The following is a 13441-nucleotide window of genomic DNA, read 5'->3' as shown; positions in this document are numbered from 1 at the left end:
GGACTACCGCTCCAGAACGAACTCCAGCTCGTTCTCGGCCTCGTCCTTCACGAACGACACCACCAGCCCGCTCGGCCCGAACCCCAGCTTGCGGTACGCCCCCTGCGCCCGCGCGTTGTCCGCGTGGACGAACAGCCGTACCCGCTCGGCACCCTGCTCCCACGCCCAGGCCACACCAGCGTCGAACAGAACCTTGATCAGCCCGTTACCCCGGTGCTCCGGCCGCACGAACACACCGACCACATGCCCCTGCCGCCGCTCGACCGGATACCCGGCCCAGTCCTTGGTCCCGGCTTCCTCCAGCAGTACGGTGACCGTGCCGGCCCAGCTCCCGTCCGGCGCCTCGGCGATGAACTGCCGTGCCGAGCCGGACCCTTCACCGGATCTGACGGCCCGCTCCTGATAGAAGGAGTCCGGCCTGTCCAGGGCGTCCTCGTAGGTCTCCAGGAAGGCGATGGGCGCGACCGGATCCCGCAGCGCGTCCAGACGCAACTGCTTCACGGCGGCCCACTCGTCGGGTCGTATCGCACGGACGACATAGTCATCGCTGGTCGGGCTACTCATGGAGCCACGGTAGCCCGCACCCCCGGCACCCCTCACCCGATATTCAGGCCCGATTGTCAGTGGCCGGTCCTACTGTGGCCCCATGACCACCCTTCCCGATCGACCCAACACCGCAGTGCTCGTCATCGACGTGCAGAACGGCGTGGTGGCGAACTCCCACAACCGCGACGACGTCATCGCGAACATCAACACCCTGATCGACAAGGCCCGCGCGGCGGACGTGCCGGTCGTCTGGGTGCAGCACTCCGACGAGGAGCTGGCGTACGGCAGCGAGACCTGGCAGTACGTGCCGGAGCTGACCCGCCAGGACAGCGAGCCCCTCATCCACAAGAAGTACGGGGACTCCTTCGAGGACACCGACCTTGAGTCCGTGCTGGCCGAGCGGAAGGTGGGCCGGCTCCTCGTCACGGGCGCGCAGACGGACGCCTGCATCCGCTCCACCCTGCACGGCGCGATCGTCCGCGGGTACGACACGACGCTGGTCGCCGACGCCCACACCACGGAGGACCTGTCCAAGTACGGCGCTCCCGCCCCGGAGCAGGTGATCGCCCACACCAACCTCTACTGGAGATGGCACAGCGCCCCCGGCCGCCAGGGCGGGACCGTGGAGACGGCCGAGGTGACCTTCTAGCACGTGAACGCAGAAAACCCCCGCATCGAAGATGCGGGGGTTTTCCCAAAATTTGTTCGGCGGCGTCCTACTCTCCCACAGGGTCCCCCTGCAGTACCATCGGCGCTGTGAGGCTTAGCTTCCGGGTTCGGAATGTAACCGGGCGTTTCCCTCACGCTATGACCACCGAAACACTATGAAACTGACAACCAGACCATGCGTGGCCACATGGGGCTGTTCGTGGTTTCAGAACCAACACAGTGGACGCGAGCAACTGAGGACAAGCCCTCGGCCTATTAGTACCAGTCAACTCCACCCGTTACCGGGCTTCCATATCTGGCCTATCAACCCAGTCGTCTACTGGGAGCCTTACCCCATCAAGTGGGTGGGAGTCCTCATCTCGAAGCAGGCTTCCCGCTTAGATGCTTTCAGCGGTTATCCCTCCCGAACGTAGCCAACCAGCCATGCCCTTGGCAGAACAACTGGCACACCAGAGGTTCGTCCGTCCCGGTCCTCTCGTACTAGGGACAGCCCTTCTCAAGACTCCTACGCGCACAGCGGATAGGGACCGAACTGTCTCACGACGTTCTAAACCCAGCTCGCGTACCGCTTTAATGGGCGAACAGCCCAACCCTTGGGACCGACTCCAGCCCCAGGATGCGACGAGCCGACATCGAGGTGCCAAACCATCCCGTCGATATGGACTCTTGGGGAAGATCAGCCTGTTATCCCCGGGGTACCTTTTATCCGTTGAGCGACGGCGCTTCCACAAGCCACCGCCGGATCACTAGTCCCGACTTTCGTCCCTGCTCGACCCGTCGGTCTCACAGTCAAGCTCCCTTGTGCACTTACACTCAACACCTGATTGCCAACCAGGCTGAGGGAACCTTTGGGCGCCTCCGTTACTCTTTAGGAGGCAACCGCCCCAGTTAAACTACCCATCAGACACTGTCCCTGATCCGGATCACGGACCCAGGTTAGACATCCAGCACGACCAGACTGGTATTTCAACGACGACTCCCACCATACTGGCGTATGGCTTTCACAGTCTCCCAGCTATCCTACACAAGCCGAACCGAACACCAATATCAAACTGTAGTAAAGGTCCCGGGGTCTTTCCGTCCTGCTGCGCGAAACGAGCATCTTTACTCGTAGTGCAATTTCACCGGGCCTATGGTTGAGACAGTCGAGAAGTCGTTACGCCATTCGTGCAGGTCGGAACTTACCCGACAAGGAATTTCGCTACCTTAGGATGGTTATAGTTACCACCGCCGTTTACTGGCGCTTAAGTTCTCAGCTTCGCCCCACCGAAATGGAGCTAACCGGTCCCCTTAACGTTCCAGCACCGGGCAGGCGTCAGTCCGTATACATCGCCTTACGGCTTCGCACGGACCTGTGTTTTTAGTAAACAGTCGCTTCTCGCTGGTCTCTGCGGCCACCCCCAGCTCGAACAGCAAGTGTTCTCACCAGGAATGGCCCCCCTTCTCCCGAAGTTACGGGGGCATTTTGCCGAGTTCCTTAACCATAGTTCACCCGAACGCCTCGGTATTCTCTACCTGACCACCTGAGTCGGTTTAGGGTACGGGCCGCCATGAAACTCGCTAGAGGCTTTTCTCGACAGCATAGGATCATCCACTTCGCCACAATCGGCTCGGCATCAGGTCTCAGACTACATGCAAGGCGGATTTGCCTACCTCACGTCCTACACCCTTACCCCGGGACAACCACCGCCCGGGATGGACTACCTTCCTGCGTCACCCCATCACTCACCTACTACCATCTTGGGTCAGCGGCTCCACCACTTTCCTTTCCCCGAAGGGTCCGGAACGGCTTCACGGCCTTAGCATCAATAGGTTCGATGTTTGACGCTTCACAGCGGGTACCGGAATATCAACCGGTTATCCATCGACTACGCCTGTCGGCCTCGCCTTAGGTCCCGACTTACCCTGGGCAGATCAGCTTGACCCAGGAACCCTTAGTCAATCGGCGCAAACGTTTCTCACGTTTGTATCGCTACTCATGCCTGCATTCTCACTCGTCAACCGTCCACAACTACCTTCCGGTGCTGCTTCACCCGGCAGACGACGCTCCCCTACCCATCACAGCACCCGTTGGGGCTATATGCTGCAATGACACGACTTCGGCGGTACGCTTGAGCCCCGCTACATTGTCGGCGCGGAATCACTAGACCAGTGAGCTATTACGCACTCTTTCAAGGGTGGCTGCTTCTAAGCCAACCTCCTGGTTGTCTGTGCGACTCCACATCCTTTCCCACTTAGCGTACGCTTAGGGGCCTTAGTCGATGCTCTGGGCTGTTTCCCTCTCGACCATGGAGCTTATCCCCCACAGTCTCACTGCCGCGCTCTCACTTACCGGCATTCGGAGTTTGGCTAAGGTCAGTAACCCGGTAGGGCCCATCGCCTATCCAGTGCTCTACCTCCGGCAAGAAACACACGACGCTGCACCTAAATGCATTTCGGGGAGAACCAGCTATCACGGAGTTTGATTGGCCTTTCACCCCTAACCACAGGTCATCCCCCAGGTTTTCAACCCTGGTGGGTTCGGTCCTCCACGAAGTCTTACCTCCGCTTCAACCTGCCCATGGCTAGATCACTCCGCTTCGGGTCTTGAGCGTGCTACTGAAGCGCCCTATTCGGACTCGCTTTCGCTACGGCTTCCCCACCCGGGTTAACCTCGCAACACACCGCAAACTCGCAGGCTCATTCTTCAAAAGGCACGCAGTCACGAGAATGTGCAAGCACATTCCGACGCTCCCACGGCTTGTAGGCACACGGTTTCAGGTACTATTTCACTCCGCTCCCGCGGTACTTTTCACCATTCCCTCACGGTACTATCCGCTATCGGTCACCAGGGAATATTTAGGCTTAGCGGGTGGTCCCGCCAGATTCACACGGGATTTCTCGGGCCCCGTGCTACTTGGGTGTCTCTCAAACGAGCCGCTGACGTTTCGACTACGGGGGTCTTACCCTCTACGCCGGACCTTTCGCATGTCCTTCGCCTACATCAACGGTTTCTGACTCGTCCTGTCGCCGGCAGACGACAGAAGAGAGATCCCACAACCCCGCATGCGCAACCCCTGCCGGGTCTCACACGCATACGGTTTGGCCTCATCCGGTTTCGCTCGCCACTACTCCCGGAATCACGGTTGTTTTCTCTTCCTGAGGGTACTGAGATGTTTCACTTCCCCTCGTTCCCTCCACACTGCCTATGTGTTCAGCAGCGGGTGACAGCCCATGACGACTGCCGGGTTTCCCCATTCGGAAACCCCCGGATCAAAGCCTGGTTGACGACTCCCCGGGGACTATCGCGGCCTCCCACGTCCTTCATCGGTTCCTGGTGCCAAGGCATCCACCGTGCGCCCTTAAAAACTTGGCCACAGATGCTCGCGTCCACTGTGCAGTTCTCAAACAACGACCAGCCACCCATCACCCCGAACCACAAGATTCGAGTGCACTGGGGCCGGCGACTGAGGAAAACCATTCCCTCAGACACCCAACAGCGTGCCCGACACCCTCGCCTTCTTCTTCATCCGTTCCACGCCGAAGCAGTACTAGGAAGAGAAGCAGACCGAGTGTGCCGAATAATCAACGTTCCACCCATGAGCTAACCACCGCCAGACATTCGCTGGCGTAGTGGCTCTGGCTGCCTTGCGGCAGCTAGATGCTCCTTAGAAAGGAGGTGATCCAGCCGCACCTTCCGGTACGGCTACCTTGTTACGACTTCGTCCCAATCGCTAGTCCCACCTTCGACAGCTCCCTCCCACAAGGGGTTGGGCCACCGGCTTCGGGTGTTACCAACTTTCGTGACGTGACGGGCGGTGTGTACAAGGCCCGGGAACGTATTCACCGCAGCAATGCTGATCTGCGATTACTAGCGACTCCGACTTCATGGGGTCGAGTTGCAGACCCCAATCCGAACTGAGACCGGCTTTTTGAGATTCGCTCCACCTCACGGTATCGCAGCTCTTTGTACCGGCCATTGTAGCACGTGTGCAGCCCAAGACATAAGGGGCATGATGACTTGACGTCGTCCCCACCTTCCTCCGAGTTGACCCCGGCGGTCTCCTGTGAGTCCCCATCACCCCGAAGGGCATGCTGGCAACACAGAACAAGGGTTGCGCTCGTTGCGGGACTTAACCCAACATCTCACGACACGAGCTGACGACAGCCATGCACCACCTGTACACCGACCACAAGGGGGGCACTATCTCTAATGCTTTCCGGTGTATGTCAAGCCTTGGTAAGGTTCTTCGCGTTGCGTCGAATTAAGCCACATGCTCCGCCGCTTGTGCGGGCCCCCGTCAATTCCTTTGAGTTTTAGCCTTGCGGCCGTACTCCCCAGGCGGGGAACTTAATGCGTTAGCTGCGGCACCGACGACGTGGAATGTCGCCAACACCTAGTTCCCACCGTTTACGGCGTGGACTACCAGGGTATCTAATCCTGTTCGCTCCCCACGCTTTCGCTCCTCAGCGTCAGTAATGGCCCAGAGATCCGCCTTCGCCACCGGTGTTCCTCCTGATATCTGCGCATTTCACCGCTACACCAGGAATTCCGATCTCCCCTACCACACTCTAGCTAGCCCGTATCGACTGCAGACCCGAGGTTAAGCCTCGGGCTTTCACAATCGACGTGACAAGCCGCCTACGAGCTCTTTACGCCCAATAATTCCGGACAACGCTTGCGCCCTACGTATTACCGCGGCTGCTGGCACGTAGTTAGCCGGCGCTTCTTCTGCAGGTACCGTCACTTTCGCTTCTTCCCTGCTGAAAGAGGTTTACAACCCGAAGGCCGTCATCCCTCACGCGGCGTCGCTGCATCAGGCTTTCGCCCATTGTGCAATATTCCCCACTGCTGCCTCCCGTAGGAGTCTGGGCCGTGTCTCAGTCCCAGTGTGGCCGGTCGCCCTCTCAGGCCGGCTACCCGTCGTCGCCTTGGTGAGCCATTACCTCACCAACAAGCTGATAGGCCGCGGGCTCATCCTTCACCGCCGGAGCTTTCCAACCCCCAAGATGCCTTGGAGGCTCGTATCCGGTATTAGACCCCGTTTCCAGGGCTTGTCCCAGAGTGAAGGGCAGATTGCCCACGTGTTACTCACCCGTTCGCCACTAATCCACCCCGAAGGGCTTCATCGTTCGACTTGCATGTGTTAAGCACGCCGCCAGCGTTCGTCCTGAGCCAGGATCAAACTCTCCGTGAATGTTTACCGGTAATCCGGTGCACACATCACGAGAGCGGTCCAAGAGGAGGAATGATCCTCTCGGACACAGCGTCCTCGCTGTGTTATTTCAAAGGAACCTCGTCCCAGCCGTGATGGCCGGAGACGGGGTATCAACATATCTGGCGTTGATTTTTGGCACGCTGTTGAGTTCTCAAGGAACGGTCGCTTCCTTTGTACTCACCCTCTCGGGCTTTCCTCCGGGCGCTTCCCTTCGGTCTTGCGTTTCCGACTCTATCAGATCTTTTCTCGATCCGATTTCCTCGGTGCTTTCCAGGTTTCCGCTCTCGCGGTTTCCTTTCCGGCGGTTCCGACTCTATCAGATCCTTTCGGCGTCTGACCCCCAGTCAGCGGGGCTTGTCTTCACGGCTGTTGGGCCGTTCCGACGTCTCAAACCTTAGCGGATCCGCCCGGCGATTCCCAATCGGGCCGCCGAGTCCCTATTCGAATTGAATTCGGGCACGCCGAAATCAATCCCATCGGGAGATCGTGCTGGTGGAGTGAGGTGCCGCTCGAAGCGGCGGAGGTGCTGTCGAAGAACCGTTACGGCTCTGCGGCAACCCGGAGAACTTTACGGATCGCTCAGGGGTGTGTCAACCATCCCTGTCAAGATCTTTTACCGGTGCCTCAGTCCAGGTCGCTGAGGCGGCCGCCGGCGTCCGGCTGGGCGTGTTCCACCCGGCGGAGCAGCCTGGTCAGGACCTCGCCGAGCACCGCGCGCTCCGCTGGGGTGAGGTCCTGGAGCAGGTCCTCCTCGAAGACGCTCGCGAGACGCATCGCCTCCAGCCACTTCTCCCGGCCCTCGGGAGTCAGCTCGACGATCACCCGGACGCGGTTGGACTCGTCGCGCTCCCGGGTGACCAGCCCCTCGGCGACCATGCGGTCGATCCGGTGGGTCATGGCGGCCGGGGTGAGGCCGAGTCGCTTGGCGAGGTCGCTGGGGCCCATGCGGTACGGGACGCCGGAGAGGACCAGCGCCTTGAGGACCTCCCAGTCGGCGTTGCCGATGCCGAGGGCGGCGGTCTGGCGGCCGTAGGCGACGTTCATACGGCGGTTCAGCCGGGACAGCGCCGACACGATCTTCTCGACCTGGGGATCGAGGTCCAGGAACTCGCGCTGGTAGGCGGCGATCTGTTCTTCGAGCGTCGGCTCCGTGACGCCGCCGGGGGTCTCGGACATGGCCGCAGTATCGCACGGAGCCACTTTGCCTTGAAGTCCTTCGCTGTGTACTCTTTAGCTTCGAACTTTAGCTTTGAAGTCTTCACTCCTAACTAGTGAGAGAGGTGAACGTGACCAGGGCGATGGGCGCAGCGATGCGCCGGATCCACGTGGGCAACGCACTCAGCGCATTCGGGCTCGGCTTCACGGTCCCCTACCTGTACGTCTATGTGGCGCAGGTGCGGGGTCTGGGAGCCATGACGGCGGGACTCGTGCTCGCCGTCTTCGCCGTTGCCGCGCTGATCGTGCTGCCGTTCGCCGGTCGGGCGATCGTGCGGCGCGGCCCGCTGCCGGTCCTGCTCGCCGCCCTGGTCACCGCCGCGCTGGGTGCGCTGAGCCTCGGGCTCGCCGGGAGCGCGGGTGCCGTACTGCTGTCCGCCGCGGCGCTCGGGGCGGGGCAGGCCGTGATGCAGCCCGCGCTGGCGACGATGATCGTGGACTGCTCGACCGCGGAGACCCGGTCGCGGGCGTTCGCGATGCAGTTCTTCCTGCAGAACCTGGGGCTCGGCGTCGGTGGACTCATCGGCGGTCACCTCGTCGACACCACGCGGGTCTCGTCCTTCACGCTGCTGTTCGCGATCGAGGCGGCGATGTTCGTGCTGCTGGCCGTGGTGATGGCGACGGTGCGGCTGCCGCACTCGCCGCGGATCGCCGACGCGCCGGCCGCTTCGGCGAAGGGCGGCTGGAAGCAGCTGCTCGGTAACCGGGCGATGGTGCAGCTGTGTGTGCTGGGCTTCGTGCTGTTCTTCGCCTGCTACGGGCAGTTCGAGTCGGGGCTGAGCGCGTACGGCGTGGAGGCCGCTGGGATATCCACCTCCGCGCTCGGTACGGCGCTGGCTGCGAACACGATGATGATCGTTGTCGCGCAGTTCGCCGTGCTGAAGTTCGTGGAGCGGCGTCGGCGGTCTCGGGTGATCGCCGGTGTGGGGCTCATCTGGGCCGTGGCCTGGCTTGCGGCGGGGTATGCGGGGCTTGGGCACGGCAGCCAGGAGATGGCGACGGCTGCGTTCGTGTCGACGTACGCCCTGTTCGGGCTGGGTGAGGCGATGTTGTCTCCGACGGTTGCTCCGCTCGTGGCCGATCTGGCGCCGGAGGAGATGGCTGGGCAGTACAACTCTGCTTTTGCGCTGGTCAAGCAGCTTGCGTTGGCTGTTGGGCCGGCGGTGGGCGGGCCTCTCGGGGCCTCGCTGCATGCCCCGTACGTCGTGACCTTCCTGCTGTTCTCGCTGGGCATCACGGTGCTGGCGCTGCGGCTGGGGAGTCGGCTGACTGCTGCCCAGGATCAGCCGTGGGCTGCGGCGAGGAGCCGTGTGGTGGCCCGGGGTGGGGCCCCCGCGGAGCCGGTTGCCGCGGAGGCATAAGGCACCCGGCGTCGGCGCGGGCCGGGGGTGGGTGCGCTCGCCCGCGCTGGCGGGGCTGCGACTCCCTAGGGGCGCGGGGAACTGCGCGATCAGCCCCCTCGCGCCCGCACCCGGAAGACGGGCGGGAGCCCTGCCGCGCCTAGCCCCTCGGCAACAGGAACTCGCACCACACTGCCTTGCCCCCGCCGGGGGTTCGTCGCGACCCCCAGTTCGAGGCGATCGTGGCGACGATGGCGATGCCCCTGCCCGACTCGTCGCCAGGCTCGGCTCGGCGGCGGCGGGGAAGGTGGTCGTCGCCGTCCGTGACCTCGATGATCAGGCGGCGGTCGGTGCGGCGGAGCCGGAGTCGCATGGGTGGGGTGCCGTGCTGGAGGGAGTTGGCGACCAGCTCGCTGGTGGCCAGGACGCCCAGGTCGTGCAGGTCGGCCGGGAAGCGCCAGCTCGTCAGGACGCCGGAGGCGAACGCGCGGGCACGGGGGGCCGCTTCCACGCCGCCGAGGAGTTCCAGGGCCGCGTTGCGGAAGAGGTCGCCCTCGGGGCCCGTACGAGCGGGGTGCTGGAGGACCAGGACGGCGACATCGTCGTCGTGGTCGGCGGTGACGCCGGCCGAGCGGACCAGGCGGTCGCAGACGACCTGGGGGGTGCCGGTCGCGCCGGAGAGGGCGCGTTCGAGGGCGGCGATTCCCTCGTCCAGGTCCTCGTTACGGCGTTCGACCAGGCCGTCCGTGTAGAGGACCGCCGTGGAGCCGGGGCTCAGCGCGATCGAGCCCGAGGCGTGCATCCAGCCGCCGGTGCCGAGCGGCGGGCCGGTGGGTTCGTCGGCGCGCACGACCGTGCCGTTCTCGTCGCGGACCAGGATGGGCAGATGGCCGGCGGAGGCGTACACCAGGCGGCCCTCGTTCGGGTCGTGGACGGCGTACACGCAGGTGGCGATCTGGTTGGCGTCGATCTCGGTGGCGAGGCCGTCGAGGAGTTGCAGGACCTCGTGCGGGGGAAGGTCGAGGCGGGCGTAGGCGCGGACGGCCGTACGGAGCTGGCCCATGACGGCGGCGGCGCGGACGCCTCGGCCCATGACGTCGCCGATCACGAGCGCGGTGCGGCCGCCGCCGAGGGTGATCACGTCGTACCAGTCGCCGCCGACCGCGGCCTCCGTGCCGCCGGGCTGGTAGGTGGCGGCGATGCGCAGGTCGTCCGGCTGCTCCAGTTCCTGGGGCAGGAGCGAGCGCTGCAACGTCACCGCCGTCTCGCGCTGGCGGCGCTCGCTGGCGCGCAGGCGTTCGGCGGCCTCGGCGTGGTCGGTGACGTCGGTGGCGAAGACGAGAACCGCGCCGTCGCCGCCGTCCTCGGCCACCGGCGTGCAGGTGAAGGTGTAGGAGCGGCCGTCGACGGCCTTGCGGGACTTCAGGGTGCGGGGCTTGCCGCTGCGCAGCACCTGGTCGAGGAGGGGCAGGAGGCCCAGTTCGGCGAGTTCCGGGAGCGCCTCGCGGGCCGGTGCGCCCGGGGGGCGTACGCCGAAGGCCGCCGCATAGGCGTCGTTGACGTAGGCGATGCGGTGGTCGGGGCCGTGGACCAGGGCGACGAGGGCCGGGACGCGGTCGAGGACGTCGCGCGCGGGCAGTTCGTCGACGGCGGGTACGGGCGGTGCCCCGTCGGCCGGTTGTTGTTCGGCGCGGGCCGCGGGCACGGAGCCTTCCCCCCGCCGGTCCGGGGAGACCGCGGTCTCGGTCCGCGCTGCGGCGCGGCGCTGCGTTCCGGGGAGCCGGGCGCTCCAGCGCGTGAAGTTCACAGTGGGGAAAGCCTCGTGGGTGCTGAGGGCGGGCAGGTGCCCGTCCGAGGACGTGGGGCAGTGTGGCAGGTGGCCGTCCGCGGCGTTATCCGTCAGACGCCGGGGCGGGCCGGGTAGTTCCTGGGTCCGGTCAGGACGACCCCTTCGGGTTGTCCGAGGGGCTGTGAGGAGGCTTTCCACCGGCCGCGAGTTCGAACTCCGCTCGGGGATGTTCGAGCGAACCGAGCGAGACGATCTCCCGTTTGAAGAGCCCGGCCAGGGTCCATTCCGCCAGCACACGGGCCTTTCGGTTGAAGGTGGGCACCCTGCTGAGGTGGTACACGCGGTGCATGAACCAGGCAGGGTAGCCCTTCAGCTTGCGCCCGTAGACCTGGGCGACGCCCTTGTGCAGGCCCAGGGAGGCGACGGAGCCGACGTACTTGTGCGCGTACGTCTCCAGGGGTTCGCCGCGCAGCGCGTGGACGATGTTGTCACCGAGGACCCTGGCCTGGCGGACCGCGTGCTGGGCGTTGGGGGCGGTGTCGGTGCCGGGTTCGGCGGCGGTGACGTCGGGTACGGCCGCGGCGTCACCGGCGGCCCAGGCGTGCGGGGCGCCGTCGACGGTCAGTTCGGCGGTGCACTTGAGGCGGCCGCGCCCGTTGAGGGGCAGGTCGGTGGCGGCGAGCAGCGGGTGCGGTTTGACGCCGGCGGTCCACACGACCGTACGAGTCGGGAAGCGCTGGCCGTCGCTGAGGACGGCGACGCGGTCGGCGCAGGAGTCCAGGCGGGTGTCGAGCAGGACCTGGATGTTGCGGCGGCGCAGCTGGGTGACGGTGTAGCGGCCCATCTCCTCGCCGACCTCGGGAAGGATGCGGTCGGAGGCCTCCACGAGGATCCACTTCATGTCTTCCGGGCGGACGTTGTGGTAGTAGCGCGCGGTGTAGCGGGCCATGTCCTCGAGTTCGCCCAGTGCCTCGACTCCTGCGTAGCCGCCGCCGACGAAGACGAAGGTGAGGGCGGCGTCGCGGATCGCGGGGTCGCGGGTGGAGGAGGCGATGTCCATCTGCTCGATGACGTGGTTGCGCAGGCCGATCGCCTCTTCGACGGTCTTGAATCCGATGCCGTACTCGGCGAGGCCAGGGATGGGCAGGGTGCGGGAGATCGAGCCGGGGGCGAGGACGAGTTCGTCGTAGCCGAGGAGTTCGGCGGCCTTGCCCTCCTCGGTGGTGGCGAGCGTGGTGACGGCGGCGGTGCGCACCGCGTGGTCGATGGAGGTGACCTCGCCGACGACGACGTGGCACTGGTCCAGGACGCGGCGCAGCGGTACGACGACATGACGAGGGGAGATCGAACCTGCGGCCGCTTCGGGGAGGAACGGCTGGTACGTCATGTAGGGGTCGGGTGTGACGACGGTGATGTCGACCTCGCCCCGCCTCAGCTCCTGCTTCAACCTCCGCTGCAGACGCAGGGCCGTGTACATCCCGACGTAGCCGCCGCCGACAACCAGAATGCGCGCACGTTCCTTCACCATCCCATGACGCACCCGGCGCTGTTGTTTGTCCACAGCCCCGGCAATTTGTGTGACCGGCGAGCGGGTGTGCGCGGGGGCGGGTGCGCCGTCGGGACCGGGCGAAAGCGGGCAGGTCAGCAGGGGCGGGAGGGAGGGGGCGAAGGCGTGGAATCGGGACATAAATGACCCGTACTCCGATCGGGGGGCGCTCTGTGCGGAACCTGCCCCTTCTGAATTGACCCTCACTCAACTATGTTCGTGTGTCGACGGGGTGTAGGGAATGTGGTCGAACGGGTCCGCGACGGGCGGATCCGCTCGGGACCGATGCCACTTCCGCGCACTCCGGTATTCAGTGACGGGGAGAGTCTCCGGGGGGAGACGTCATTAACCGGGGGAAACACATGCATGTTCAGGACACTCATTGGTCATCGGCAGCCGCCCTCGCATCGGGCGGGCCGGCAGTGAGCGCGGCGGCGGGCAGCGGGCGCGCCGACGGGGTGCGTACGACGCCGCTGCGGGTGGACGCACAGCGCAATCTGGAGCACGTGCTGCGTGCGGCGCGTGAGGTGTTCGGCGAGCTGGGGTACGGCGCGCCGATGGAGGACGTGGCGCGGCGGGCTCGGGTCGGTGTCGGCACGGTGTACCGGCGCTTCCCGAGCAAGGACGTACTGGTCCGGCGGATAGCCGAGGAGGAGACCGCGCGGCTGACCGAGCAGGCGCGGGCCGCGCTCGGGCAGGAGGACGAGCCGTGGTCGGCGCTGTCCCGCTTCCTGCGGACGTCTGTGGCGTCGGGGGCGGGGCGGTTGCTGCCGCCGCAGGTGCTGCGGGTGGGGGTCGCGGACGAGGAGTCCAGCGGTTCTGCCGGGGCGGCCGAGGAGGCTCGGGTGCCTCAGCAGCGGTCTCAGCCGGGTGCGGGTGAGCTGCGGCTGGTGTCGGAGTCGGGCTCGGACGACGGTGGGGCCGGTGCGCTGCTCGAAGTTGTGGGGCAGTTGGTGGACCGTGCCCGGGCGGCGGGTGCGCTGCGGGCGGATGTGTCCGTGGCGGATGTGCTGCTGGTGATCGCTACGGCGGCGCCGTCGTTGCCGGATGCGGCGCAGCAGGCTGCGGCCTCGGCTCGGCTGCTGGACATTCTGTTGGAGGGGCTTCGGTCTCGGCCGGCGTAGGGGGCGCCAGTCGC

At 65.0% G+C, this 13441-nt stretch carries 7 protein-coding genes and 3 rRNA genes; 3 read left to right on the top strand and 7 right to left on the bottom strand.

The window, feature by feature from the left end:
- Positions 1 to 3 precede the first annotated feature (3 nt).
- On the bottom strand, positions 4 to 564 hold the full coding sequence (locus CRP49_RS14625) for a GNAT family N-acetyltransferase (RefSeq protein WP_179851617.1): 561 nt from the start codon (positions 562 to 564) through the stop codon (positions 4 to 6).
- Between the two features lie 82 nt (positions 565 to 646).
- On the opposite strand from CRP49_RS14625, the gene CRP49_RS14620 reads away from it, so the two are divergent.
- Positions 647 to 1195 carry a cysteine hydrolase family protein gene (locus CRP49_RS14620; protein WP_097253750.1) on the top strand — a complete coding sequence of 183 codons (549 nt, stop codon included), beginning with the start codon at positions 647 to 649 and terminating at the stop codon, positions 1193 to 1195.
- A gap of 54 nt (positions 1196 to 1249) precedes the next feature.
- On the opposite strand, the gene rrf is transcribed toward CRP49_RS14620, so the two are convergent.
- From rrf to CRP49_RS14595, 4 genes are all read right to left on the bottom strand, one after another.
- Positions 1250 to 1365, bottom strand: a 5S ribosomal RNA gene (gene rrf, locus CRP49_RS14615).
- Positions 1366 to 1450: 85 nt separating this feature from the next.
- Positions 1451 to 4570 (bottom strand): 23S ribosomal RNA (locus CRP49_RS14610).
- A gap of 296 nt (positions 4571 to 4866) precedes the next feature.
- A 16S ribosomal RNA gene (locus CRP49_RS14605) occupies positions 4867 to 6392 on the bottom strand.
- The 16S, 23S and 5S rRNA genes sit together here, the layout of an rRNA operon.
- Before the next feature lie 645 nt (positions 6393 to 7037).
- A complete protein-coding gene (locus tag CRP49_RS14595) occupies positions 7038 to 7589 on the bottom strand; it encodes a MarR family winged helix-turn-helix transcriptional regulator (protein WP_097253749.1) in 552 nt (183 codons plus the stop codon).
- Between the two features lie 110 nt (positions 7590 to 7699).
- On the opposite strand from CRP49_RS14595, the gene CRP49_RS14590 reads away from it, so the two are divergent.
- Positions 7700 to 8989, top strand: coding sequence for an MFS transporter (locus CRP49_RS14590; RefSeq protein WP_257033404.1), 1290 nt, complete (start codon positions 7700 to 7702; stop codon positions 8987 to 8989).
- 139 nt (positions 8990 to 9128) lie between these two features.
- Here CRP49_RS14590 and CRP49_RS14585 read toward each other — a convergent pair whose 3' ends face one another.
- Positions 9129 to 10775 (bottom strand): SpoIIE family protein phosphatase, encoded by a 1647-nt coding sequence (locus tag CRP49_RS14585; RefSeq protein ID WP_097253747.1) that lies wholly within the window; start codon positions 10773 to 10775, stop codon positions 9129 to 9131.
- 130 nt (positions 10776 to 10905) lie between these two features.
- Positions 10906 to 12285 carry an NAD(P)/FAD-dependent oxidoreductase gene (locus CRP49_RS14580; protein ID WP_097253746.1) on the bottom strand — a complete coding sequence of 460 codons (1380 nt, stop codon included), beginning with the start codon at positions 12283 to 12285 and terminating at the stop codon, positions 10906 to 10908.
- Between the two features lie 380 nt (positions 12286 to 12665).
- On the opposite strand from CRP49_RS14580, the gene CRP49_RS14575 reads away from it, so the two are divergent.
- Positions 12666 to 13427, top strand: a complete 762-nt coding sequence (locus CRP49_RS14575; RefSeq protein ID WP_097253745.1) for a TetR/AcrR family transcriptional regulator — start codon at positions 12666 to 12668, stop codon at positions 13425 to 13427.
- The last annotated feature ends 14 nt before the right edge of the window (positions 13428 to 13441 follow it).

Source organism: Streptomyces sp. Ag109_G2-15 (assembly GCF_900215565.1).
Taxonomy (GTDB): Bacteria; Actinomycetota; Actinomycetes; order Streptomycetales; family Streptomycetaceae; genus Streptomyces; species Streptomyces diastatochromogenes.
This window is presented reverse-complemented; position numbering and strand designations above follow the sequence as displayed.